The sequence below is a fragment of the Mesorhizobium sp. URHB0026 genome (assembly GCF_054059755.1).
On sequence record NZ_JBSSCN010000001.1, the window covers coordinates 2,200,929 to 2,225,750 of the forward strand.

At 63.5% G+C, this 24,822-nt stretch carries 26 protein-coding genes; 12 read left to right on the forward strand and 14 right to left on the reverse strand.

From position 1 onward, the window contains the following. Positions 1-46 precede the first annotated feature (46 nt). Together dut and ACVWWD_RS11075 are read right to left on the reverse strand one after the other, a co-directional pair. Positions 47-532, reverse strand: coding sequence for a dUTP diphosphatase (gene dut / locus ACVWWD_RS11070; protein ID WP_023772538.1), 486 nt, complete (start codon positions 530-532; stop codon positions 47-49). A gap of 85 nt (positions 533-617) precedes the next feature. Then, positions 618-1,088 (reverse strand): Lrp/AsnC family transcriptional regulator, encoded by a 471-nt coding sequence (locus ACVWWD_RS11075; protein ID WP_023772539.1) that lies wholly within the window; start codon positions 1,086-1,088, stop codon positions 618-620. A gap of 115 nt (positions 1,089-1,203) precedes the next feature. Between ACVWWD_RS11075 and ACVWWD_RS11080 the strand changes: the two genes are divergently transcribed. From ACVWWD_RS11080 to ACVWWD_RS11090, 3 genes are all read left to right on the forward strand, one after another. After that, complete coding sequence (locus ACVWWD_RS11080) at positions 1,204-1,452, forward strand: DUF6356 family protein (protein WP_015314154.1); 249 nt, start codon at positions 1,204-1,206, stop codon at positions 1,450-1,452. Positions 1,453-1,467: 15 nt separating this feature from the next. Continuing rightward, the gene (locus ACVWWD_RS11085; RefSeq protein WP_352550229.1) at positions 1,468-2,268 is read left to right on the forward strand and encodes a class II glutamine amidotransferase; all 801 of its coding nucleotides are present in this window, start codon (positions 1,468-1,470) and stop codon (positions 2,266-2,268) included. Positions 2,269-2,444: 176 nt separating this feature from the next. Then, complete coding sequence (locus ACVWWD_RS11090) at positions 2,445-3,818, forward strand: amidase (protein ID WP_352550230.1); 1,374 nt, start codon at positions 2,445-2,447, stop codon at positions 3,816-3,818. On the opposite strand, the gene ACVWWD_RS11095 is transcribed toward ACVWWD_RS11090, so the two are convergent. After that, positions 3,812-4,882 (reverse strand): NAD(P)/FAD-dependent oxidoreductase, encoded by a 1,071-nt coding sequence (locus tag ACVWWD_RS11095; RefSeq protein ID WP_352550231.1) that lies wholly within the window; start codon positions 4,880-4,882, stop codon positions 3,812-3,814. The genes ACVWWD_RS11090 and ACVWWD_RS11095 overlap by 7 nt on opposite strands. 11 nt (positions 4,883-4,893) lie before the next feature. On the opposite strand from ACVWWD_RS11095, the gene ACVWWD_RS11100 reads away from it, so the two are divergent. After that, positions 4,894-5,172, forward strand: a complete 279-nt coding sequence (locus tag ACVWWD_RS11100) for a TetR family transcriptional regulator (RefSeq protein ID WP_280800192.1) — start codon at positions 4,894-4,896, stop codon at positions 5,170-5,172. 114 nt (positions 5,173-5,286) lie between these two features. Continuing rightward, positions 5,287-6,879, forward strand: coding sequence for a peptide chain release factor 3 (locus ACVWWD_RS11105; protein WP_023772545.1), 1,593 nt, complete (start codon positions 5,287-5,289; stop codon positions 6,877-6,879). Positions 6,880-6,964: 85 nt separating this feature from the next. Here the strand turns inward: ACVWWD_RS11105 and ACVWWD_RS11110 are convergent, their stop codons facing one another. From ACVWWD_RS11110 to ACVWWD_RS11120, 3 genes are all read right to left on the reverse strand, one after another. After that, complete coding sequence (locus ACVWWD_RS11110) at positions 6,965-7,435, reverse strand: VOC family protein (RefSeq protein ID WP_023772546.1); 471 nt, start codon at positions 7,433-7,435, stop codon at positions 6,965-6,967. 67 nt (positions 7,436-7,502) lie between these two features. Next, entirely contained in the window at positions 7,503-8,030 is a 528-nt protein-coding gene (locus ACVWWD_RS11115; protein WP_051410559.1) for an SRPBCC family protein, read from the reverse strand. A 95-nt stretch (positions 8,031-8,125) separates the two neighbouring features. Continuing rightward, positions 8,126-8,470, reverse strand: a complete 345-nt coding sequence (locus ACVWWD_RS11120) for an ArsR/SmtB family transcription factor (RefSeq protein WP_023772548.1) — start codon at positions 8,468-8,470, stop codon at positions 8,126-8,128. A 183-nt stretch (positions 8,471-8,653) separates the two neighbouring features. Here ACVWWD_RS11120 and ilvD point away from each other — a divergent pair, with 183 nt between their 5' ends. Beyond that, positions 8,654-10,498, forward strand: coding sequence for a dihydroxy-acid dehydratase (gene ilvD / locus ACVWWD_RS11125; RefSeq protein WP_457103064.1), 1,845 nt, complete (start codon positions 8,654-8,656; stop codon positions 10,496-10,498). A gap of 56 nt (positions 10,499-10,554) precedes the next feature. Here the strand turns inward: ilvD and ACVWWD_RS11130 are convergent, their stop codons facing one another. Beyond that, positions 10,555-12,309, reverse strand: a complete 1,755-nt coding sequence (locus ACVWWD_RS11130; protein WP_023783339.1) for an ABC transporter ATP-binding protein — start codon at positions 12,307-12,309, stop codon at positions 10,555-10,557. Positions 12,310-12,459: 150 nt separating this feature from the next. Here ACVWWD_RS11130 and ACVWWD_RS11135 point away from each other — a divergent pair, with 150 nt between their 5' ends. After that, on the forward strand, positions 12,460-13,740 hold the full coding sequence (locus ACVWWD_RS11135) for an amidohydrolase family protein (protein ID WP_352550233.1): 1,281 nt from the start codon (positions 12,460-12,462) through the stop codon (positions 13,738-13,740). 108 nt (positions 13,741-13,848) lie between these two features. Next, positions 13,849-14,772, forward strand: coding sequence for a DMT family transporter (locus ACVWWD_RS11140; RefSeq protein ID WP_352550234.1), 924 nt, complete (start codon positions 13,849-13,851; stop codon positions 14,770-14,772). Between the two features lie 17 nt (positions 14,773-14,789). Here the strand turns inward: ACVWWD_RS11140 and ACVWWD_RS11145 are convergent, their stop codons facing one another. Continuing rightward, a complete protein-coding gene (locus ACVWWD_RS11145; protein WP_352550235.1) occupies positions 14,790-15,692 on the reverse strand; it encodes a phosphotransferase family protein in 903 nt (300 codons plus the stop codon). 94 nt (positions 15,693-15,786) lie between these two features. Here ACVWWD_RS11145 and ACVWWD_RS11150 point away from each other — a divergent pair, with 94 nt between their 5' ends. Beyond that, positions 15,787-16,419: a class I SAM-dependent DNA methyltransferase gene (locus tag ACVWWD_RS11150; protein ID WP_457103065.1), complete on the forward strand. Its 633-nt coding sequence runs from the start codon at positions 15,787-15,789 to the stop codon at positions 16,417-16,419. Here ACVWWD_RS11150 and ACVWWD_RS11155 read toward each other — a convergent pair. Beyond that, positions 16,416-18,869, reverse strand: a complete 2,454-nt coding sequence (locus ACVWWD_RS11155) for a GcvT family protein (protein ID WP_352550250.1) — start codon at positions 18,867-18,869, stop codon at positions 16,416-16,418. The two genes, ACVWWD_RS11150 and ACVWWD_RS11155, sit on opposite strands and share 4 nt — an antisense overlap. After that, positions 18,869-19,753 (reverse strand): phosphotransferase family protein, encoded by an 885-nt coding sequence (locus tag ACVWWD_RS11160; RefSeq protein ID WP_023783345.1) that lies wholly within the window; start codon positions 19,751-19,753, stop codon positions 18,869-18,871. Before ACVWWD_RS11160 ends, ACVWWD_RS11155 begins: the two co-directional genes overlap by 1 nt. Positions 19,754-20,169: 416 nt before the next feature. Here ACVWWD_RS11160 and ACVWWD_RS11165 point away from each other — a divergent pair, with 416 nt between their 5' ends. Beyond that, a complete protein-coding gene (locus ACVWWD_RS11165) occupies positions 20,170-20,937 on the forward strand; it encodes a DeoR/GlpR family DNA-binding transcription regulator (RefSeq protein WP_023783347.1) in 768 nt (255 codons plus the stop codon). On the opposite strand, the gene ACVWWD_RS11170 is transcribed toward ACVWWD_RS11165, so the two are convergent. The 4 genes from ACVWWD_RS11170 to ACVWWD_RS11185 all read right to left on the reverse strand — a co-directional run bounded on the left by ACVWWD_RS11170 (position 20,934) and on the right by ACVWWD_RS11185 (position 23,683). Further along, positions 20,934-21,080 (reverse strand): hypothetical protein, encoded by a 147-nt coding sequence (locus ACVWWD_RS11170; protein WP_023783348.1) that lies wholly within the window; start codon positions 21,078-21,080, stop codon positions 20,934-20,936. The genes ACVWWD_RS11165 and ACVWWD_RS11170 overlap by 4 nt on opposite strands. Positions 21,081-21,230: 150 nt before the next feature. Next, a complete protein-coding gene (locus tag ACVWWD_RS11175; RefSeq protein WP_352550237.1) occupies positions 21,231-22,592 on the reverse strand; it encodes a sensor histidine kinase in 1,362 nt (453 codons plus the stop codon). A 10-nt stretch (positions 22,593-22,602) separates the two neighbouring features. Beyond that, entirely contained in the window at positions 22,603-23,271 is a 669-nt protein-coding gene (locus tag ACVWWD_RS11180; RefSeq protein ID WP_352550238.1) for a response regulator transcription factor, read from the reverse strand. Between the two features lie 184 nt (positions 23,272-23,455). Further along, positions 23,456-23,683, reverse strand: coding sequence for a hypothetical protein (locus ACVWWD_RS11185; RefSeq protein ID WP_457103066.1), 228 nt, complete (start codon positions 23,681-23,683; stop codon positions 23,456-23,458). Here ACVWWD_RS11185 and ACVWWD_RS11190 point away from each other — a divergent pair. Continuing rightward, positions 23,670-24,170 (forward strand): class I SAM-dependent methyltransferase, encoded by a 501-nt coding sequence (locus ACVWWD_RS11190; protein WP_457103067.1) that lies wholly within the window; start codon positions 23,670-23,672, stop codon positions 24,168-24,170. The genes ACVWWD_RS11185 and ACVWWD_RS11190 overlap by 14 nt on opposite strands. Next, positions 24,167-24,784 (forward strand): DedA family protein, encoded by a 618-nt coding sequence (locus ACVWWD_RS11195; protein WP_023772562.1) that lies wholly within the window; start codon positions 24,167-24,169, stop codon positions 24,782-24,784. The genes ACVWWD_RS11190 and ACVWWD_RS11195 overlap by 4 nt, the downstream gene beginning before the upstream one ends. The last annotated feature ends 38 nt before the right edge of the window (positions 24,785-24,822 follow it).

Genomic DNA, 24,822 nt, shown 5'->3' on the forward strand with positions numbered 1-24,822 from the left:
CAGTCTACCCGGCAAACGGTTCACTGTGCTGAAACACAGCCACGCATCAGGCGGTGCCGGTCGATCCGAATCCGCCCGAGCCACGCGCCGTGCCGCCGGCCAGCGAACGCTCTTCAACCGCAACCTGCGTAACTGCGGCGAAAACGATCTGGGCAATGCGCATCCCGCGCGTCACCGCGAAATCCTCGTCGCCGAGATTGACCAGCAGCACCTTCACCTCGCCGCGATAATCGCTGTCGACCGTGCCTGGAGAATTGAGGACGGTAAGGCCGTGTTTGAAGGCAAGGCCGGAGCGGGGCCGCACCTGGCCCTCCATGCCTTCGGGAATTTCCAGGATCAGCCCCGTCGGCACCAAGGCGCGTTTGCCCGGCAGGATCAGAAGCGGCCGGTCTTCGGGCACCGCCGCGCGCAAATCCATGCCGGCGGCGCCGGCGCTTTCATAGTCGGGAAGCGGAAGTCCCTCGCCATGCGGCAACCTGACGAAGCCGACGGTGGGACCGATGACGGAAGGTGTTTGAAGGGCTGCGCGCATAAAATCGATCCTATCGGCGCGAATGCCGATTCGGTCAACTCGACCGCGGCGCTATCAACGGCTTTCTTTCAGGCATCACTGTGGCCTAGCGGAGTTCCATGGGAACCACCGTCGTCTCCTTGATCTCCTCCATGACAAAGGAGGCGGAGACATCGGATAAAGCCACCTTGGCGATGAGCCGCTGGTAGAGCCGGTCATAGGCTTTCACGTCGGCGACGCGGGCGCGCAGCACATAGTCGAGATCACCGGACATCCGGTAGACCCCGATGATCTCGGAAAGACCGGTCACCGCCGCCCGGAACTTCTGCAGCCAGTCGGGGTCGTGATTGGACGTGCGGATCAGGATGAACACCGAAAGGCCGAGTCCGAGCTTCTCCGCATCGACCAACGCCACGCGGCCGGTGATGACGCCATCTTCCTCCAGCCGCTTGACGCGACGCCAGCAGGCATTGCGCGACAAGGCCACCCGCTCCGATAGCTGGTCGACCGACAGCGTGCCGTCACGTTGCAATTCGGCGAGCAGTTTTCGATCAATTTCGTCGATGTCAAAACTCATATTGGGATATTTGTCCCATGGAATACCAAAATACAAGGATATTTTGGGACCAATGAACCGGTGAGGCGTGTCAGGATACTCACATCGAAACGAAAAGCGCTGAAGGGGAACCAGCATGTCGGTCGCAAGGATTTTCACCTCTCATCCGGCCAAGGTGGGCGAAACCTATTTCAGCCATATGGCCTTCGCCGCCTGGTTCTCCTCGCGCCTGCTGATGGCGGCGGGAGCAGCATTTGTTCACGCTTTCTTGCCATTTCTGTTCGAGACTACCGCCAGCCGAATCATTCGCGAACTTTACGAGCGGACGCACAACAGAGGCACGCACGCGATCAACGAGCCCGCTGCTCTTCCGGATCGCGCTTAGAGGAAGACAGAAGCGATGTGCCGGTGGGCGGCCTATCTCGGTGAAGCGGTCTTTCTCGAAGACATCCTCACGGCGCCCTGTCACTCGCTGATAGCCCAGAGCCATTGCGCCCAGGAAGCGAAGTCGCCCACCAATGGCGACGGCTTCGGCCTTGCTTGGTATGGCGAGAGGCCTGAACCCGGTCTCTACCGCGATATCCTGCCGGCCTGGTCCGATCCCAATCTGAAAAGCCTGTGCCGGCAGATCAAGTCCAGCCTGTTCCTCGCCCATGTCAGGGCCTCGACCGGCAGTGCCACCAGCCGCATGAACTGCCATCCGTTCACCTCGGAACGCTGGTCGTTCATGCACAACGGCCAGATCGGCGGTTTCGAAAAAATCCGCCGCGCGCTGGAGAACTCGTTGTCCGACGCCGTTTTCGATCAGCGCGAAGGCACCACCGATTCCGAACTCTTTTTTCTGCTCATGATCGACGAGGGTCTTTCGTCCGACCTGCAAGGCGCCGTCTCACGCGCTACCAGCCGCGTGCTGGAAGTCTCGCGTCGTGCCGGTCTCGAGCCGGCGCTGAAGCTGACCGCTGCCTTCTCTGACGGACAGGCACTGTATGCGGTGCGCTACGCCACCGACGCCCAGGCTCCGACGCTTTACACGTCCATTTTCCGCAAAGGGGCCGGCCGCTGCATCGTCTCCGAACCCTTCGATCGCGAGGGCGGCGACTGGCAGGCGATCCCGCCGTCGAGCTTCGTCACCATGACCAGCGATGGCACGAGCATTCGCCCATTCGCGCCGACTGCGGCGAAACTGGCGCTGGTTGGATAACGCGTCACCTCCGCGCACCTGGAAAACGTCGCGTGGAGTGCCGGCCTGGATAGGACGCAGACTTCAGCGCAATTCCGATCAAGCATTGAGCGCGTGCGGATGCTCAACTCCACTTGAAGCCGCGCCGCGATCCGCCATCTTGATGAGGCAGGCGGCCAGCAAGCCGGAGCATCGCCATGGATCTCGTATTTCTCTCGGTTGCCGAACTCGCCACGGCCATTCGAAACCGCAAGATCTCCGCCGTCGAAGCGCTCGACGCCCATCTCGCGCAGATTGATGCGCACAACGGAGCAATCAAAGCCGTCATATCGCTCGACAGGAAAGGCGCGCGCGAACGCGCCAAAAAGGCCGATACAGCACTGGCGCATGGCGAACCACTTGGACCGTTGCATGGCGTTCCCTTCACATTGAAGGACATGCATGAGACATCTGGCCTGAAAACCACGGTCGGCTTCCCACCCTTCGCCGATTATGTCGCGCGGCAGGACAGCCCGGTCGTCGCTAGGCTGAAAGCAGCCGGCGGCGTGCTGATGGCCAAGACCAATGTCGCCATGATGCTGTCCGACTGGCAGTCGAACAATCCGTTGTTCGGCCGCACCAGCAATCCCTGGAACCTTGAGCGCACGGCCGGTGGCTCCAGCGGCGGTGCGGCAGCGGCGGTCGTGGCTGGCATGACGCCGTTCGATGTCGGCACCGACATGCAGGATTCGATCCGCTTGCCAGCCGCCTTTTGCGGCATCTATGGGCTTAAGCCGACGGAACATCGTATCTCGCTGGCCGGCGCCTTCCCGGATCCGGGCGGCGCTGAGCGTAGCGTGCGACTGATGTCCTGTCTTGGGCCGCTGGCACGCAGCGTGGAGGATCTGGCCTTGATCTATCGGATCATCGCCGGACCGGACGGTCGCGACACCGATCTTGCGCCGGTGCCCGTCGAGGATATGGCTAAGGTCGACCTCAAGACGTTGCGTATCGCTTTTGCCCCCTCCTTTCCCGGTTTCCCGGTGGCCGGAGACATTGGTACCGCGGTCGAAAATCTCGCAAGGCGGCTGCAATCGGCAGGGGCGGCTGTCGAGGAGGCGAAACTCCCGGAACTCGATTTGCATGACGATCTCGCGCAAGGCGGCGGGCTGATCGGCATGATGATGGAGGCCGCGCAACCCGAACCGCCGGACGAGCCGACGCCCGTCTCGCGCTGGTTCGAGGCACTCGCCCGCCGCGACAGATCCATTCTCGCCTGGGACAATTTTTTCGACAGCTATGACGCACTGCTCTGCCCGGTCGCCATGACCACGGCCTTTCCACATTGCGAGCCGGGCACGCCGATCAAGGTTGACGGCCAGGAACAGAGCTACTGGATGCTGCCGGCCCATGGCGCAGTGTTCAATTACAGCGGCCACCCGGCACTTTCGATGCCCTGCGGGCAAGATAGTGACGGTTTGCCTATCGGCCTGCAATTGGTCGGCAAACGCTGGTCGGAGCCGCGGCTGCTCGGCATCGCCAGGGCGATGATGCCCTTGACCAGCGGCTTTAGACGTCCGCCCGGCTATTGAGCGAAGCGATCCAATCCATAGGGTGCCAGCAGCGTGTCGCGCTTGCCATCAAGAATTTCTCGCGTGGCGAACAGGCCGACGGCTGGCGCCAGCGTGATGCCGGAATGCATGACCGCGATATAGACACCCTCCTTGCCTTTGGCGCGACCGATGATCGGAAAGCCGTCGATCGGTGTCGGCCGGTAGCCAACGGTGTGGAAATCCAACTCCAGCCCGTCGCTGTCGCGCAGCATGGCTTTCATGGCCGCGAACAATTCACGCGCCGTGGCTTCGGCGTCCATGCCGGGATCGGCGCCGCCGAAATCCGAGCCGGCAATGATTCGACGCTCGGCGGTCTGACGCATGTGCAGGCGCTCGGCCAGCACCAGCCCGTTGAGCAGTTTCTTGTAAGGCCGCGAGTGAACGATCAATCCGGGCGGTGTCTCGATCGGCAGGTTGATGCCAGCGGTCGCGGCAATGTCTGGCGAACCCACGCCGGCCGCGATCACCACCTCGTCGGCGGCAAACAGTCCATGCGATGTGTCCACGCCGGTAATCTTGCCGACGCTTTGGACAAGCGCCGTCACCGTGCTGAAGAGGATTCGCGCGCCGCGCCGTTCGGCATCGGCCAGCAGTGCCTTGGTGGCCGCGACAGGCTCGGCGACACCCTCTTCTGCGACATGCAGGGCGAAATCGGGAAGCTCGGTGAGATTGGGCTCGATAAGCGCCACCTCGCCCCGGTCGACGCGCTCGATGCCGTAGCCCCAGCCCGAATGCTCTTTCGCATAGATTTCCATATCGGCCGCAGAGAGATCCCAGCATAGGCCCCCGCACCAGGCGAGCGGTATGCTGGACAGGTCCCGCGCCAGCCGCGACCATTCCGCCATGGCGCGGGTACGAAGCCTGAAATACGGCTCCGGGTTGCCCCAGCTTGCGTTGATCCAGCCAAACGAGTTTGGGGTCGCCACGCCGCCGCGCTCGCTTTCGGCAATGACTGTCACCTGCGCGCCCGCAACGGTCAGATGCCAGGCGATGGAAGCGCCGATGATGCCGGCGCCGATGACGATCACTTGTTTCGCGGTCATGGTCGCTCCTTTTGCCTCGTGATCGGGGGACGGTTCATCCCAGTGCCATTCCGGCGGCCCGTTGCCAACATTGGCAGTGCAAAAAACTCCTTGATGCTGGTTTCCGGACCCTTTGGGACTCACGCTACGCTGCGGCCGGCGTGCGCGACATCGTTGCCGCCCGCGGATGCCCGGCCCGGCTCTTCACTAACCATTTTACCTCCAAGGAGGCGTTCGCCAGCGAGGAGGATCATGCCGACGGCAGCGCCATTGCCGATCGCTTCCGGGGGTCGTTCAGGCAGGCCGCTTGAACGAGCCGGCCTGAAACAAGCCCCGCAACCGGCGGCATTCACGCCGCCGGACCGGTCGACAGCCCGCCGCTGCGCTGCTAGAAGCCCGGCCTGTCACACGGAAATCCCAAGAGAATGCCCGAAACTATCCCAGAGGAAGTGGCGCGCCGCCGCACTTTCGCGATCATCGCCCACCCTGACGCCGGCAAGACGACGCTGACCGAAAAGCTGCTTTTGTTCGGCGGCGCCATCCAGCTTGCCGGCGAGGTGAAGGCCAAGAAGGACCGCATCCAGACACGGTCCGACTGGATGAAGATCGAGCGCGAGCGCGGCATTTCGGTCGTCACCTCGGTGATGACCTTCGAATATGAGGACAACGTCTTCAACCTGCTCGACACGCCGGGCCACGAGGATTTCGCCGACGATACCTATCGCACGCTGTCGGCGGTCGACTCGGCGGTCATGGTCATCGACGCCGCCAAGGGCATCGAGCCGCGCACGCTGAAATTGTTCGAGGTCTGCCGGCTGCGCGACATCCCGATCATCACCTTCGTCAACAAGATGGACCGTGAAAGCCGCGATCCGTTCGAGATTTTGGACGAAATCGAGCAGAAGCTGGCGCTGGACACCGCGCCCATCACCTGGCCGATCGGCCGCGGCAAGACCTTCTCAGGTACCTATCACCTGGCGCTGAACGCCGTGCGCAAGGGCGACGACGAGAAGGAACGCACACCGGTCAACGGTCCCGATTCCAACCGCGTTGCCGGCCTGCTGCCGGAAAACGAGCGCGAGGCCTTCATCGAGGAACTCGAGCTCGCGCGAGAAGCCTGCCGTCCGCTCGACATCGACGCCTTTCGCGAGGGCCATTTGACGCCGGTCTATTTCGGCTCGGCGCTGCGCAATTATGGCGTGCGAGACTTGATCGAGGCGCTTGGCGCCTTTGGGCCGCCGCCGCGCGCGCAGGAGGCCGACACCCGGACTATCGAGGCGACCGAGGAGAAAATGACTTCCTTCGTCTTCAAGATCCAGGCCAACATGGATCCCAATCACCGCGACCGCATCGCCTTCGTGCGCGTCTGCTCGGGCAAGCTCGAGCGAGGCATGAAGGCCAAGCTGGTGCGCACCGGCAAGCCGATGTCACTCTCGGCCCCGCAATTCTTCTTCGCCCGCACCCGCGTCACCGCCGATGAAGCCTTTGCCGGCGATGTCGTCGGCATTCCTAACCACGGCACGCTGCGCATCGGCGACACATTGACCGAAGGCGAGGAAATCCTGTTCCGGGGCGTGCCGAATTTCGCCCCGGAAATCCTGCGTCGCGTCCGTCTCGGCGACGCGATGAAAGCGAAAAAACTCAAGGAAGCGCTGCACCAGATGGCCGAGGAAGGCGTCGTCCAGTTGTTTTCGCCCGAGGACGGCTCACCCGCCATCGTCGGTGTCGTCGGCGCCCTCCAACTCGATGTGCTGAAAGAGCGGCTGAACTTCGAATACACGCTGCCGGTCGAATTCGAGATGTCGCGCTTTTCGGTCTGCCGCTGGATATCGGCCGACGACAAGGCCGAGGTGCTTCGCTTCATCGAGGCGCATCGCGGCGACATAGCCCGCGACCTCGACAACGACCCGGTCTTCCTCGCCCAGCACGCCTTCTCGCTGAACTACGAAGCCGAACGCTGGAAGGCGATCCGCTTCGCCACGATCAAGGATTATCAGGTGCGCGATAAGGCGGCGTGAATCTAGTGAGTAGTTGCTAGTGAGTAGCACCGATGGGAGACAAGCCGAACCTACTCACTACTCACTACTCACTACTCACTTGTGATCACCCCTTGGCCGCCGCTTCGATCGCAGCGATATCGATCTTGCCCATCTGCATCATCGCCGACATCACCCGGCCGGCCTTGGCTCTGTCAGGGTCCTGAAGCAGTCGCGGCAACTGCTCCGGCACGACCTGCCAGGAGACGCCGAACTTGTCCTTCAGCCAGCTGCATCGGCCAGGCTCACCGCCGCCTTCGGTGAGTTTGTTCCAGAAATGGTCGACCTCGTCCTGCGTCTTGCAGTCGATCGAGAGCGACATGGCCTCGGTGAACTTGTATTGCGGGCCGCCATTGAGCGCCTGGAACTGCACGCCGTCGAGCTCGAACGATGCCACCAGCACCTTGCCCTCCGAAGCATGGCCCTGCGGCCAGCGCGTGACGCTTAGCACCTTCGAATTCTTGAAGATGGAGACGTAGTGGTTCATGGCCTCTTCGGCCTGGTCGTCGAACCACAGGAAGGTGGTGATCTTTTGCATTCTCATTCTCCTCATTTCTCTCTTGGGGTGAAGAAGGCCACCGGTGAAGAAGCCACGGTGAAGAAGGTCAGGCAGCGCCCTTGGCGGCTCCCTGCAACGAGACAAGATAGGCATCAAGCTGGGCATAGCTTTCGGCCATGCCGCGGGTCATGCCGGTGCCGAGTGCGCCATCGCGGGCCGCCTGCGACGCGTAGAGCACTGTCTGCCTCAGTAGCGTGGTTCCGTTTTGCTCCGTGAAAACAACCGTCCCGATCGTCTCGCCGCCGGTCCAGTCCTCGTCGAACAGTTCGGTGGCGACGAGCCGGCTCGGGCGCACGATCTCGCGGTAGGCGCCGCTCATGCCCATCGTGCGGCCGTCCCGATGCTGCCAGACATAGCGCGTCGCGCCGCCAACCCGGAGATCGATTTCGCAGACCGCGAGCCGCCAGCCGTCGGGGCCATGGAGCCAGCCCTTCAACAGGTCCGGTATGGTCCAGCAGTCGAACACCATCGGGCGGGGTGCGTCGAAGATCCGGGTGATCTGGATTTCCCGGTCGCTGGGCGTGGTCACGGTCAATTTTGCGACGGTCGAGCCGGGCAATGTTGTGGTGCTCATGATGGTACTCCGCTGTTTGTCCAAGGACGTTCGGCCAACTGGCGATCCGACATGGCTTTCGATTTTTTCTGCTGGGACGACACGCCGGACTTTGGCTATTGCTCCGCGTCGCTCGCCGCCTTCTTGGCCTGCATGGCACCCAGCAAGGCGTCGAGGCGCTGGAAATTGCCTTCCCAGATCTTGCGGTAGCGCTCCAGCCAGTCATTGGCCTCGGCGAGCGGTTTTGCTTCCAGCCGGCAAGGCCGGCGCTGCGCGTCTCTCCCGCGCGAGATCAACCCGGCGTTCTCCAGCACCTTGAGGTGTTTGGAAATCGACGGCTGGCTCATGGCGAAAGGCTCGGCCAACTCCATAACCGACGCCTCCCCTTCAATGAGCCGCGTAAGGATGGCACGCCGCGTCGGATCGGCAAGCGCGGCAAATGTGGCATCAAGGCGGTTCATACCATTTCCATAGCCATTTAGGTATATAGCCAACAAGCTATACAGCGAGGCGCTCGGGCCGTCAACCGCACCGGCGGATTTCGTGGCGCATTGCAAAAATGTGGCCAGATCATACTTGCGCGTCTATAACGCCTGCGATCAAAACGCTCCCGTCGAGCGCAGCCAGCCAGCTAGGGAAAATTCATGCCCGCCTATCGCTCCCGCACCACCACCCATGGCCGCAACATGGCCGGCGCCCGCGGCCTGTGGCGCGCCACTGGCATGAAGGACAGCGATTTCGGCAAGCCGATCATCGCGGTGGTCAACTCCTTCACCCAGTTCGTGCCGGGCCATGTCCATCTGAAGGACCTTGGCCAGCTCGTCGCGCGCGAGATCGAGAAGGCCGGCGGTGTCGCCAAGGAATTCAACACCATCGCCGTCGATGACGGCATCGCCATGGGCCATGACGGCATGCTCTATTCGCTGCCGTCGCGCGAGCTGATCGCCGATTCCGTCGAATACATGGTCAATGCGCACTGTGCCGACGCCATGGTCTGCATCTCCAATTGCGACAAGATCACGCCCGGCATGCTGATGGCCTCATTGCGCCTCAACATCCCGACCGTCTTCGTCTCCGGCGGCCCGATGGAAGCCGGCAAGGTGGTGCTGGCCGGCAAGACGCAGGCGCTCGACCTCGTCGATGCCATGGTTGCGGCCGCCGACGACAAGATCTCCGACGAGGACGTCAAGGTCATCGAGCGTTCGGCCTGCCCGACCTGCGGTTCCTGTTCGGGCATGTTCACCGCGAATTCCATGAACTGCCTGACCGAGGCGCTGGGCCTGTCGCTGCCCGGCAACGGCTCGACGCTGGCCACGCATGCAGACCGCAAGCGCCTGTTCGTCGAGGCCGGCCATCTCATCGTCGATCTCGCCCAGCGCTACTACGAGCAGGATGACGAGAGTGCATTGCCGCGCAGCATTGCCTCCAAGGGCGCCTTCGAGAACGCCATGACGCTCGATATCGCCATGGGCGGCTCGACCAACACCGTGCTGCACATTCTGGCAGCCGCGCATGAGGGTGAGGTCGATTTCACCATGGAAGACATCGATCGGCTGTCGCGGCGGGTGCCGGTCCTGTGCAAGGTGGCGCCGGCCAAATCCGACGTGCACATGGAAGACGTCCATCGGGCCGGCGGCATCATGGCGATCCTTGGCCAGCTCGACAATGCCGGGTTGCTCAATCGCGACCTGCCTACAGTGCATACGGCGAGCCTCGGCGAAGCGCTCGACCATTGGGATATATCTCGCACCACCAGCCAGAATGTGCGCGACTTCTTTCTCGCCGCGCCCGGCGGCGTGCCGACGCAGGTCGCCTTCAGCCAGGACCGCCGCTGGGACGATCTCGATCTCGATCGTGAGAAGGGCGTTATTCGCTCAGCCGAGACGCCGTTCTCGAAAGACGGCGGGCTTGCCGTGCTGAAAGGCAATCTGGCGCTCGATGGCTGTATCGTGAAGACAGCCGGCGTCGACGAGTCGATTCTGAAATTCACCGGACCGGCTCGCGTCTTCGAAAGCCAGGACGCTTCGGTCAAGGCGATCCTTGCCAATGAGATCAAGGCTGGCGACGTCGTCGTCATCCGCTATGAGGGTCCGCGCGGCGGCCCCGGCATGCAGGAGATGCTCTATCCGACCAGTTATCTGAAGTCGAAAGGCCTCGGCAAGGCCTGCGCGCTGGTCACCGATGGGCGCTTCTCCGGCGGCACCTCGGGCCTGTCGATCGGCCATGCTTCGCCGGAAGCGGCGGAAGGCGGGCTGATCGGGCTGGTGCAAGAGGGCGATACGATCGAGATCGATATTCCGAACCGCACCATTTGCCTTGCCGTCGACGACGCGGAACTCGATGCGCGCCGGGCGGCGATGGAGGCCAAGGGCGCGGACGCCTGGAAGCCGCAGGAAAAGCGCAAGCGCAAGGTGACGACCGCGCTGCGCGCCTACGCCGCCTTCGCCACCAGCGCCGACAAGGGGGCAGTGAGGCACGTGCCGGAGTAAGGCCGAGGCAGCTCTTCCCACCGGATCCAAAGCTGACAGACGGCTTTGCCGCGGGGTCACGGCATCAGCTGATATTCATACAGCTTCTGGTAAAGCCCGCCTTGCCTGAGCAGCATCTTGTGCGGCCCGCTTTCCACCACCTTGCCGGCTTCCAGCACCACGATCGTGTCGGCCTGGTGGACGGTCGAGAGGCGGTGCGCGATGACGATCGTTGTGCGCCCTTCCGTCAGCTGTTGCAGCGCGTCGCGGAACAGCGCTTCCGACTCGGCGTCAAGCGCACTGGTTGCCTCGTCCAGCAGCAGGATTTCGGCATTGCGCAGCATGGCGCGCGCGATCGAGATGCGCTGGCGTTGGCCGCCCGACAAGAGGCCGCCATTCTCACCGACATCCGTCTCGTAGCCATTCGCTTGCGCGACGATGAAGTCATGCGCGTTGGCGGCCCTGGCCGCGGCGATCACCTCGTCGTCGGTCGCGTCCTCGCGCCCAAGCCGGATGTTGTGCATGATCGTGCCGGCAAACAGGAACGTGTCCTGGCTGACATAGGCGATCTTTTCCCTGAGCGAGGCGAGCGTGGCATGGGAAATATCCTGGCCGTCAAGCAGCACCCTGCCGCTCTTCGGGTCGTACATGCGCATGATGAGGTTCAGGATCGTCGACTTGCCGCCGCCGGAGGGGCCGACCAGCGCCGTCATCTTGCCGGCCGCAAGGGTCAGGTCGAACCGGTCCAGCACTGGCGGGCCATTCTGGTAGGCGAAGCCGACGGCGTCGAACCGGATCTCGCCCGGGCCGGCCCGAAGCGGCTTTGCATCCGGCTTCTCGGCTAATGTCAGCGGCTGGTCGGCGAGTTCGAACATCATCCGCACGCCGACAATGCCGCTTTCCAGGGAGATGCGGACACGCGCGAGGCGCTTTGCCGGCTCATAGGCAAGCAGCAGCGCGGCGATGAAGGCCATGATGTTGCCGGGCATCTGGCCGCCCTGCAGGACCAGCAAGCCGCTGACCATGACGGCGCCGGCGATCGCCAGGCCGGCCAGCGTTTCCATGACTGGATTGGTCACGGCTTCCAGCGCGGCGATGTTGTTGGCCCGATCCTCGACGTCCGCCACCGCTCTGTACATGCGTTTGCGCATCAGCCCTTCGAGGTTGAAGGATTTGACCACGCGCACGCCGATGGCGGTTTCCTGCATCACCTGCACGATCTGGCCGACCGACCGGAACTCCATGGCGGCGAACTTGCGCACGCGCTTCAGGATGCGGTTGACGCCATAGATGGCCAGCGGACCGACGACGAAGCAGATCAGCGACAGCGCCGGCTGCTGCCAGATCATGACCCCAATCAGGGCAGTCAGGGTCACCAGATCGCGCACATAGGAAGTGACGATGAGGTCGAGCACGTTGCGCGCCGCCTGGGCATTGTTGGTCATGCGGGTGATCAGGTCGGATGACGAGGTCGAATGATAGAATTCGATGCCTTGCGCCAGGATGCGGTCATAGATCTTGCGCTGCCGTTCGGCGATGATGGCGTTGCCGACGCGGCTCATGAAGTAGGCCTGGACGAAATTGGCGATGCCTTTGACGATGAAGATCCCGGCGACTCCCATGGCGATCACATTGACGCGGTCGACCCGTTTATCGATCACGAATTCATTGGTGATTTCGCGCAGGATCCAGGCACTGGCGGCCGTCATGCCGGCCACCACGAGCATCGACAGGATGGCGGCGGCATAGCCGGCCCTGTGTTGCCGGAACGATTCCCGGAGCAACCTTGCGACGAGGCGTTGGTTCTCCGTCGAGCGGAAGAAGCGAAACACGGCTGATCCTTGATGCCGGGATGACGAAGGCGGCTTATAGAGGGAGATGCCGCCGGAGGGAACCTTTCGCCGCCAGGGAAAGAAACCGCTGCGGCAGGGTGTCTTTTGAGACACGATGCGGCAGTGATTCTTCAAGCGGGATGATGACAGATGGATTTCGATCTTATTGTGCGCGGCGGCACGCTTCCGGATGGCGGCATCGCCGACATCGGCATTACCGGCGAGACGATCGCTGCGATCGAGCCGAAGCTCGAGGGTCCAGGGCGGACCGAGGTAGACGCCCGTGGCAATCTGGTGTCGCCGCCCTTCGTCGATCCACATTTCCACATGGACGCCACGCTGTCCTACGGCCTTCCACGCATCAACGCGTCGGGCACGCTGCTCGAAGGCATAGCGCTATGGGGCGAACTGAAGCCGCTCCTGACGCACGAGGCCGTGCGTGACCGGGCGCTCGCCTATTGCGACTGGGCGGTGTCGATGGGGCTGCTCGCCATCCGCACCCATGTCGACGTCTGCGACGACCGGCTGCTGGCCGTCGAGGCGCTGCTGGAGGTCAAGAAAACCGTCGCCCCCTATATCGATCTGCAATTGGTCGCTTTCCCGCAGGACGGCTTCTATCGCTCGCCGACGGCGCGGGAGAATACCATTCGCGCGCTGGACATGGGCGTCGACATCGTCGGCGGCATCCCGCATTTCGAGCGCACCATGGCTGATGGCACGCGCTCGGTCACCGAACTGTGCGAGATCGCGGCAAAACGCGGGCTGATGGTCGACCTGCATTGCGACGAGACCGACGACCCGCTGTCGCGCCACATCGAACAGCTCGCCTACGAAGCGCAGCGCCTCGGCCTGCAGGGCAGGGTGGCCGGTTCGCACCTCACCTCGATGCATTCGATGGACAATTACTACGTTTCGAAGCTTCTGCCGCTGATCGCCGAAGCCGGCGTTTCCGCGATCCCCAATCCGCTGATCAACATCATGCTGCAGGGCCGCCACGACACGTTCCCGAAGCGGCGTGGCATGACGCGCGTCAAGGAGATGCTGGCGCTGGGCATCCGTGTCGGTTGGGGTCAGGATTGCGTGCTCGACCCCTGGTATTCGCTCGGCACCGCCGACATGCTCGACGTCGCCTTCATGGGCCTGCATGTCGCCCAGATGTCGAGCCCCGCCGACATGGCGCGCTGCTTCGACATGGTCACCAACGTCAATGCCGCGATCATGGGCCTCGACCATCTCGGCCTCGGCGTCGGCAAGCGCGCCAGCCTGGTGATCCTCGATGCCGGCAATCCGATCGAGGCTCTGCGCCTGCGCGCCGAGCGCATCTGCGTCATCGCCAGGGGCAAGATGGTGGCGGAACGGACGAGGCAGGATACCAGGCTTTCACTTCCTGGCAGGCCGGCACTTGTCAACCGCAGGCACATAACCACCTAGATACAGCCGATTCCCCATGCTGGTCTTACCGATTTCCTGATTTCGCCTCGTCAAAGCAGCCGCTTCGGTCTACGACGCGGCGTAAGCGAGGGAGGAATCGGGATCGGCATGACGCAACCCGTGGCGCGGAGTTCCACAATCAAGAACGTCCTCCTGGCCGGCATCCTGCTGATGCTGGCCGGCGACTTCCTGTTTGCGCTCAACGATGCGATGGGCAAGTGGCTTGTCGCCAGTTTCTCCGTCGGCCAGGTGGTGCTGATCCGCTCGATTGGCGCCTTTATCGTGCTCGGCCCGATGATCGCCAACCAGGGCGCCGGCAAACTGTTCCAGATGGAGCGGCCCGGGCTGCAGATCCTGCGCGTGGTGGCGACGACGCTGGACACCGCCTTGTTCTACGCCGCAGTCGTCTATCTGCCGCTTGGCGATGTGATGAGCTTCTACATGGCCGGGCCGATCTATGTGGCGGCGCTATCGCATTTCCTGCTTGGCGAAAAGGTCGGCTGGCGCCGTTGGGTGGCGATCCTGATCGGCTTCTGCGGTGTGGTGATCATGCTGAAACCGTCCTCTGCGGCGTTTTCGCTGTCATCCAGTTTCGCGCTTGTCGGCAGCCTTGCCTTCGCCTTCGCCATCATCCTCAACCGGCGCCTGCGCGGCACCAGCGATACCAATCTGGTGACATGGCAGACGATCGGCACGCTGGCGGTTGGCGGCGCCCTCACCATCGGCGCCTGGAAGACGCCGTCTGCGCTTGATTTCGGCGCCATGCTGCTGCTCGGCATCGTTTCCTGCGGGGCGCATCTGATGATCACCAGGGCGCTGAAACTGGCGCCGGCCTCGACGCTGGCGCCGCTGCACTACACGCTGCTCTTGTGGGCGGTGGTGTTCGGGCTGGTGTTCTTCGGCGACGTTCCCGGCCCGCGCATCCTGATCGGCTCGGGCATCATCGTCCTGGCCGGCATGTTCATCTTCCACCGCCAGAAGGTGGTAGACACCACGGTGCCGCCGGAGAACGTGCCGAAAGGCGTGAACTAGGGGCAGATTTCTGGTGCCTAGCCCTTGCGCACCGCCGCCAGGTGCCGCGAAAACTCCTCTGTTTCCATCAGCGCCTTGCAGCGGGCGAAGCGGCCGTCGGCATAGGCGCGGAAATCGTCGACGGGATTTTCGTTGGCAAGCTGGATCAGCCCCCACAGCGTCCACAACAGGTCGCACATCGTCTTGTAGATGACGATGCGGCCGCGCTCCGCCGGCTTCGCCTCGCCGCCGAAATAGGCGCGCATCAGCTCTTCGTCCTGGTTCGCATCGAACTTGCCTTCCACGCTGAGGTCGCCGAGATCCCAGAGTGGGTCGTTCATCCCCGAATATTCCCAGTCGACGATCCACATCCGCTCGCCCGTGTCGAGGAAATTCTCGCACAGCGGGTCGCAATGGCAGGCGACGAGAGGCAAGGGGCGGACGGCCAAGGCCGAGCGCACGCTTTCTGCCTCGCGCACCACGTCATGATAGCCGGCGGGCAGGGCGACATCCCTGGTCGACAGCACTTTGAGATAATCGTCGATCATCGAAAACAGCTCGAAGCGGAAGGGGAACACCGCGCCGGACGCGTGCAGCTTGCGGAAGGCCTCGGCCGCTCGGGCCGGGCTGCCCTGCCGCTCCCTGAATTTATCCGGCGACATCGTCTCCGCGGCGGCGATGTAGCGCGTCACCATCAGGCCGCTGGCAGCGTCGGCATGCAGCACTTCGGGACTGACCCCGGCTTTTGCCGCCTCACGCGCGGCAATCGCCTCGTTGGCGCGGTTGATGTATTCCTCGGTGCCTTTGCCTGGAATGCGCAGGCAGTAATCGCCGGCCTTGAAGACGAGGTTGGTCAAGCCGCCGAGCCGTTCCAGCGGCCCGGTATAGCCCGCCAGCGCCGGAATGGTGGCAAGTTTTGCCCGCGCCTCGTCTGTTCCCATGCCTGCGTCCCCGCGCGTTATTTATTGGCGGCACGGTTCCACAATTTTCCCCGTTTGGCTATCATCCGGCAAGACAAGGAAGTTGGTGAGGCACGTGGCGGACAGCAAACATCAAGGCGCGCTCGGCGAGGTCTACGCGGCCAAGCGCCCGGAAGAGGTGGCCGCACTGTACGACCGCTGGTCGCAAACCTACGACGCCGACATGTCGGCGGCCGGCTACCGCCACCCCACCATCTGCCTTGCTTTGCTCGCTCGCCATCTGGCGCGCGGGTCAGCCCCGCTGCTCGACGCCGGGGCTGGTACCGGGCTGATAGGCGAGTGGCTCGATATTGCCGGCTATCCCCAGGTCGAGGCGCTGGATATCTCGCAAGGCATGCTGGATCAGGCCGCACGCAAGGGCGTCTATTCGGCGCTGCATTGCCTGGCGCTCGGCGGCGCCTTGCCTTTTGCCGACAACACCTATGCCGGCATCATCTCGGCCGGCGTCTTTACGTCGGGCCATGTCGGCGCCGAGGGGATGGACGAACTGATCCGCATCTGTCGGCCAAGTGGGGTGATCGTGCTGACGGTCAAGAACACGTTGTGGGATCACGGTTTTGCCGGGCGCATCGCCGAACTCGAGGCGCAAGGTTCGGTCACGCGGGTCGAGGAAACACGACCATATGTCTCAATGCCAGGCGAGGCCGATACCGTCCCCAGCCGTGGCCTCGCTTTGCGCGTGAGTTAAGCCTTCACGCGCTCCATTGCCGGGTCGTATAGCGGCTCAAGATGAATTTTGGTCGGCGTCCGCTCCATCGCCACCACCAGTTCATAGCTGCCCGAGGCGAGAAAATCGTCGCTTACTCCGTCGGCGTTGCGCACATAGCCGTAGCCGATGTTCTTTCCCACCGTGTAGCCATAGCCGCCGCTGGTGAGATAGCCGACCGGCTGGCCATCGCGCAGGATGGTCTCGCGTCCGACGAGCACGATCTCCGGATCGTCGACCGTGAAGCCGGCAAAGCGCTTCTTCAGCGACGCGCCGCCAACCTTCTCGAGTGCGCGCCGTCCGACGAAGTCGGTGTTCTTGCGCAACTTGACCGCCCAGCCCAGCCCGGCTTCCAGCGGTGTGTCGTTGGGCGTGATGTCGGAGCCCCAGGCGCGATAGCCCTTTTCCAGCCGCAGCGATTCCAGCGTCCGGTAGCCGACCGGGCGGATATCGTGTTCCCGGCCGGCCGCCATCAGCGCGTCGAAGACTTCGCCGGTGGCCGCGATCGGCACATGCAGTTCCCAGCCCAATTCGCCCACGTATGTCACACGAAGCGCCCGGACGGTGTGACCGGCCATTGTGATCTCGCGCACATGGCCGAACGGGAAGCCGGCATTCGAAACATCCGCATCGGTGACCGCCAAAAGCACATCGCGAGCACGCGGTCCCATCAGCGACAGCGTGCCGAAATCCTCGGTGACATCGGCGAGCTGGGCATCGAGGCCGTGGCCAATATGGTCGCTGATCCAAGAGGCATCATGGGTGCGGAACCCGGTGCCGGTGACGATATAGAATTTCTCCTCGGCCAGCCGCGACACGGTCAGGTCGGCCTCGACGCCGCCGCGCGAGTTGAGGAGTTGCGTGTAGGTCAGCCGGCCGACCGGCTTGCCGACATCGTTGGCGCAGATCCAGTCCAGTGCCCTCGCCGCGTCGGGCCCGCTCAGCTCGTACTTGGCGAAGGACGACTGGTCGAAGATTCCGACATGCCCGCGCACGTGCCGATGTTCGTCGCCGACGGCGGCGAACCAGTTCTGCCGGCCCATCGAATAGATGTCCTTCGGCTCGATGCCCTCCGGCGCGAACCAGTTCGGCCGTTCCCAGCCGAGCTTGGAGCCGAACACGGCGCGATGGTCTTTCAGTCTGTCGTAGAGCGGGGAGACGATGCGCGGCCGGCCGCTGGTGTATTCTTCGTGCGGGAAGCCGATCGCGTAATGCTTGCCATAGGCTTCCAGCGTACGTTCGTTCACCCATTGCCGGTCGCGGTGCAGGTTGGAAAAACGCCTGATGTCGACCACCCAAAGGTCGAGGGGCGCCTCGCCGTCGACCACCCATTGCGCCAGGACCCAGCCGGCGCCGCCGCCCGAGGCGATGCCGAAGGCGTTGAAGCCGGCGCCGACGAACATGTTGGCGCATTCGGGCGCCACACCGAGGATGAAATTGCCGTCCGGCGTAAAGCTTTCCGATCCGTTGATCATCTGCTTGACACCGACCGTCTCCAGCACCGGCACTCGCGCGATCGCCTGTGCCATGTGCTGCTCGAAATGATCGTAGTCGTCGTCGAACAGCCGGAACTCCCAATCATTGGGCACGTCGCCCCCGGGAAGATTGGTCGTCCAGGCCTGCGGGTTCGGCTCATAGCCGCCCATCACCAGCCCGCCGACCTCCTCCTTGAAATAGGTGCGCCGATCGGGGTCGCGCAGCGTCGGCGCGTTGGTCGCCAGACCCGCGATTTTCTCGGTGATGACATACTGGTGCTTGACCGGCTGCAGCGGCACGTTGATGCCGGCTATCGCGCCGACTTGCCGCGCCCATTGCCCGGCGCAGTTCACCACCTTGTCACAGGCAATGTCGCCTTGATTGGTCTTCACCGCCGTGATGCGGTCGCCCTTCATCTCGAAACCCGTGACGCGCACGTCCTCGTAGAGCTTGGCGCCGTGCATGCGCGCGCCCTTTGCCAGCGACTGCGTGATGTCGGAAGGGCTCGCCTGGCCGTCGGTCGGCAGCCAGGAAGCGCCGACAAGATCGCCGGTCTCCATCAAGGGCCACATCGCCTTGACCTCCGCCGGCGACAGCAACTGCATGTCCATGCCGAAGCTTTTCGCCGTCGTCGCCAGCCGTTTGTATTCGGTCCAGCGGTCGGCATTGGTGGCGAGCCTGAGGCACCCCGTCATCTTCCAGCCGGTGGCAAGACCGGTCTCGGCTTCCAGCCCCTTGTAGAGGTCTACGGAGTATTTCAGTACCCGCGTGATCGAGGCCGACGAGCGCAACTGGCCGACCAGGCCGGCGGCATGCCAGGTCGAGCCCGAGGTCAGCTTGCCCTGTTCGAGCAGGACCACGTCGGCCTTGTGGTCACGCGCCAGATGATAGGCCGTCGAACAGCCGATGATGCCACCGCCGATGACGACGATCGAGGCCTGGCTAGGCAAGGTCATCATTTCAGGATCCCGTATTTTGTCCGGTAGTTTTCGAGCGCCGCGTCGAGCCGCGCCAGGTTTTCCTCGGTGTAGGCGACGTAATCGATCCCGGGGGCGTCGAGATAGAGCTCCGACACCATGCTCCACATCGCCTCGCGCAGCAGCGAGGCACATTGCATGGCGGCGTGCGAGCGGCGGATCGCCTCGTCCGGTTCCTTCATGAAATAGGCGGTCAGGAAGGCGAAGGATTCCTCGTCGCTCATGCCCGCGTTCGATGCGACGCCGGCAAGGTCGAACATCGCCGTATTGAAGCCGGCATATTCGAAATCGATCAGCCAAAGCCTGCCGCCGTCGTCCAGAATGTTGGCCGGCAAAAGATCATTGTGGCCAAAGACGATCGGCAGCAATTTCTGGGCGCGCTCCAGTTCGTCGGCCAACGCCAGAAAGCGCGGCAGGTCACCGCGCTTGCGGCTGTTGCCCTCGTCAAGCGTGCGGGCATAGTCGCGGATGACGTGGAACACCCAGAACATGAAGCCGGCGCCGGAGATATGGTTGGGCATCTCGCGGTGAAAGCCGCGCATCAGAGTCGCGACACGGCGGAGATTGGCGCGCACGTCTTCGGCCAGATAGGTTCTGGCGCCAAGAAACGCCGTCACCATGATCCCCGGTTCGGCGTAACGGACCGCCGGTGCGAAGCCTGCCGCGTGAGCCGCCCGCGCGGTCATCACCTCGCGTTCGCGGAAGACATGGTGGAACGGATAATCCTGGCCGAAACGCACCACATGTTTGCCGGCCGCATCGGTGACCACATAATTGGCGTTGCTTAGGCCGCCGGGCAGCGGCGCGATCTCGATGGCGCCCGTCCAGCAGGGCAGGGCGCGGATGCGGTCTTCGGCAATCACGGGATCATCCCTGGTTGGCAGGCCTGGTTTGCTGGGCTTCGACAAGGCGCCATGGGCGGCGCAACGACGGCGGAGTGGAATGCAAACAATCTCGTCGGTGCGGGATGCCAGGATCGGTATCCCTCACCGCACCGACGAGCCCCTTGGCCAGGTTTTTGAGCCCGGCATCCGCCCCCGCGGATCTGAAAATTCCTTGCGCCAGACACGTTACGCGCCGCCTGGGGTCAGTGAATTGCGGCTCTGCCGCTACATCCCGCTGCAGTTCCGAACCCTGTTGAAGGTGAATTTCACGCCGAGGTTGCTCTTCTGTCAATAAAAAGATGTGACTTTTTTTGGGTATTTTGCCCGAAAGCATGGGCCAGTCCTTTAAATGCGCTAGGAATGCCTTAGAAACGGTCATTTTTCGGGACGCCCGTATGAACCACTCGAAACGGCATGGCGAGATCCTGCGGTTGCTGCAGGAGGAGGGGACCGTCACCATCGCCAGCCTGGCCGACAGGCTGGGCGTTTCGCTCGAGACCGTGCGCCGCGACGTCAAGCCGCTCACCGGCGACGGCTCGGTTCTGAAGATGCATGGCGCCATAGGCCTGCCGTCGATGGTCGGCGAAGCGCCGTTCGAACGGCGCATGCGCGAGCATGCCGACGCCAAGCGAAGCATTGCCCGCGCGGTCGCGGCCACCATCCGCGACGGCGAATCGATCATGCTCGACACCGGCACCACGACCTCGTTCCTGGCGCGCGAACTGCTCGGCCACCGGCGCCTGACGGTCGTCACCAACTCATCCGACATCGCCCGCACCCTTGCCACCATCAACGGCAACAAGGTCTATATGGCTGGCGGCGAGCTGCGCAGCGATTCAGGCGCCGCGTTCGGGACATCGGCCATCGAGTTCGTCAGCCGCTTCTCGGTCAGCCACGCCATCATCTCCACCGGCGCCGTGGATGCGGTGACGGGTGTCATGGACTTTGATCTGGACGAGGCGGAATTCGCCCGCATGGTGCTGTCGCGGGGCCAGCGCTCGCTGGTCGTCACTGACCACACGAAGTTCGGCCGCCAGGGCCTGGTCCAGGTCTGCGGCTTCGACGGCTTTTCCGAACTCGCCACCGACCGCGCTCCGCCGCAAGACATTGCCGCGGCACTGGCGCAAGCCGGGGCGCGCCTCAGCGTCGCCGGCGGAATTTAGCCGAAGACCAGCGACTGGTGGGCGCATATGCCCGCGAAGGTGCCGCCCGACATTGCGAAGGCGATGTTGTGCATCGCGCGTGCCGCGTCACCGGCCGAAGACGCGGGAACCGTCGTTTGCTGCCTGTCATCGACTGATATCATCGGGCCGAGCAGGCCGTCCTTGAGGCCGCGGCCGAGCTGCTCGGCCAGCGGGCTCGAATCGTGTTGAGTGGCGCGGTGAATATCGATTCACGCCAGCCTTCCGGCCATCGACGAGATGGACAACCAGTCGTTGCGAGGTTGGCGGCAATGCTAAACCGGTAAAGCGCGAAAACTCATCCTGAAGCAGGCGCCGCTGGGCTTGCCATCGAGGATATCGATGCGGCCGCCATGGAGATACATGATTTCCTGCACGAGATTGAGGCCGAGGCCGGCGCCATGATCCTGCGGGCGCAGCCGGTAGAAGGGCTCGAAGATGCGCTTCCGCTCACCCGGCGGGATGCCGTCGCCTTCGTCCCGGACCTCGATGATGGCGGGCGTTGTGACGCTGACGGTGATCTTGCCAGCGCGGCCGCCATGCTCGATGGCGTTCTGAACGATGTTGGTCACCGCGCGCTCGATGGCGGTGCGGTCTCCGTTGGCGAAAATCGTGTCCCGTTCCGGCTCGAACGACATTTCGTAACCGGCAGAAAACGCCATCGGCGCGAGGTCGACGATAACGCCGCGCGCGGTCGCCACGAGATCGACCGCTTCGAACGGCGACGTCTGCCGGTCGAGGCGCTGCAGGTCGAGCAACTGGTCGGTCAGCGTCGAAAGCCTGGCCGCGTCCTGCAGCAGCCGTGCCCGCTCCGGTGTCGCCGGCAGCGCGGCGAGGCGCGTGTTGAGGATGGCGACCGGTGTCCTGAGCTCATGGGCGGCGTCGGTAAGGAAGCGCTTGTGGCGCTCATAGCCCTTGTCGAGGCGCGCAAGGGCGGCATTCACGGCCTTGACCAGCGGCGTCACTTCCGTCGGTACGTCCTTGAGCGGCAACTGCACGCCCCGCTGGTCGATGTCGATGCGCTCAGCCTCGGTCGCCGCATGGCCAAGGCCCGACAAAGCGCCACGCACCACCCAAGGCGTCGCGAACAGCGTGGCCAGCGCCATCAGCCCGGCGAGGGGCAATATGCCTTGCAGGAAGAATTGCGGCGCCTGGCCGAGCAGACGCAGCAGCGAAAGCCCGCCCTTGGTGCCGCTGAAAATCTGGACATTGCCAGCCATCGTGTCGGTCCAGCGGATCTTTCCCTCCGGCGGCGCGGCTTGTCCAATTGCATGGTCGATCCGGGCGTCGCTGATCGTATCCAGCAATCCAGTGAAAGGCTGGAAGATGGGCGGCACGGTCCCCTCCTGCAGCCGTTGCCCCTGCTTGTCTCGAATGATGAACCAGAGGTCGGGAACACCCGACCGCAGCTTCGTCAGGTCCGAGGTCGTGCGCAGGACCAACTTGCCGCCGGCATCGCGTGTCACCGCATCCGCCAGCACGTCCATCGTGCCGTCCTCGTAGTCGTGCGGGATAAGACCGGTGGCCAGCATGGCGCCGAGAATGCCGACGATGATCAGGGTCAGCATGGTGCATTGCAGCAAGGCGATGCGCAGCACCAGGCTCCATTTCAGCGAATGCGGGCGCTTGAGGCTCATCGCTTGGCGCTCATGTCGTCTCGCGCAGGAGATAGCCGATGCCGCGAATGCCGTTGATCGTCACCCCAGCATCGGCGAGCTTGCGGCGCAGGCGCGAGACGTGCGTGTCGAGTGCGTTGGACTGGATCTCGTCGTCGAGGCCGAACACCGCCTCCATGAGCGCCTCGCGCTGCACCATGCGGCCGGTGCGGCGCATCAGAGCCTCCAGCACAAGGAGTTCGCGGCGCGGCAGGCTGAGCGGTTCGGCGCGGATAGAGGCTTCGCGATGTCCGACGTCGAGCACCAGATCGCCGGCGCGGATAAACTGCGACTGCAGCGGCGCCGGGCGCCTGAGCAGCGCGCGCAACCGGGCAAGCAGTTCCTCGAACGCGAATGGCTTTGCCAGATAGTCGTCCGCGCCCATGTCCAGCCCATCGACCTTGTCCGACGTGTCGCCTCTCGCCGTCAGCACCAGCACGGGCGTGGTGTTCCTGGCCGAACGCAGTCTCGGCACCAGCGACAGCCCGTCGCCATCCGGCAACTGGCGGTCGAGCAGGATGGCGTCATAGCTATCGACGGCAACGAACCCCTCCGCCTCCAGCAATGTGCCGGCGTGATCGACCACCATATCGTGGCGCTTCAGCGCGGCACGCAGGGCCGAGACCATCTCGGGTTCGTCTTCGACCAGCAAGATACGCATCGACAATCCCTCGAAACACTGCGTCGGGCGCTACCGCGCCAACATTGCGTAAACATGGCAAAGCCGAAGGACCGCGGTCGACAGGCACTTTCTTAGCGTCAGCGAGATTGCGCAATGTCTATGCAACCCAGTCGCGGCAAACAACGCCGGGTCGGCACGAATCGCTCGCGCCGGCGTGAAGGCGTCAGGCCCGAATATGCAACAGGTCGGGCCTGACGTTCGAAACCAATGGCGCTGAAACGAAATCACGTGGCCACACCAACCGGTTGGCGTGATGTTGTCCGGGATTGAGGTTACCATGCCCGCAAATGATGCTCTGTCTTTTCTCATGGGCATGGACCGTCGCGCCGTTCAGGGTCGGCTCCGTCACGCCGTCCAGCTCCAGCCTGGCGGCATTGATGACCCGCGACATTGGACCCGAGACTGGGCCCGTGCTGGAACTCGGCCCAGGAACCGGGCCGTTCACGAGGGCGCTGTTGTCGCGCGGGGTGAAGGAGGAAGATTTGACGCTGATCGACTCCGATTCGGATTTTGCCGCACTGCTCAGGCGTCGTTTTCCAGCTGCCCGGATTTTTGAAATGGACGCCGTCGGTCTGCGCCATCTTTCGCTCTTCCGCCGGCCTGCGATTGGCGCAGCCGTCAGCGGCTTGCCCTTTCGCCTGATTTCGCCGCGCAGGACGTTTGCCATTCTCGAAGCTGTTTTCGCGAACCTTCGCCCAGGCGCAGCGCTCTACCAGTTCACGCTCGGATTGCGGTGCCCATTCGACCAGTCGCTGCTCGACAGGCTCGATCTCGGGGTTACGCGGGTTGGCCATACCTTTCGCAACTTCCCGCCGGCGACGGTCTATCGCATCGCCAGGCTCAAGACGTCAGGAACCTACGACTGGCGCATCGCATGACGGGACCATTGGCAACCATTCTCGGCTTCGGCCTGTTCGGCGTCTTCTGCCTCGCCTTTACCGAGAAGATCCTGCCGATCCCGCCCTCGCATGTGCTGCTGCTGTTCCTCGGCATGACGGCGGCGCCTGACGATGCTACGCTGGCAATCCTGCTTGGCGTGACCACGCTGGCCTCAATGACAGGCTGTCTCGTCTGGTACACTGTAGGCCGCCGGATCGGAATCGATCGCGCCGACAGGCTGGTCGAGCGGTTCGGCGGATATGTCTTCTTGCGCCCCAAGACCTACCGCCAGCTTGGTCAGGCCTATCGCCGCAACCATGTCCGGGTTTCCCTGCTGGCGCAGTTCATTCCGACGGTGCGCAACTATTTGCCGATCGCGGCCGGCGCGCTCAGCCTGCCAGCCTTACCCTTTGTGGTCGCGACGCTAACCGGAGCCACGCTCTGGAATGCCGGCTTTCTGCTTACAGGCTATGCGCTGCATGGCAGTGGCCAAAGCCCGCTCGCAGTCGGCTTTCGTATCATCGCTATTGTCCTGGCGCTGGAAACGGCATTCATGCTTGTCTTGCGCTATGGCCCGGCATGCTGGCGGCGCATCCGGCCGATGCTGGGCTGAGCCTCGGTCAGGCATCCAGCCATGGGATAAGCTTCGCC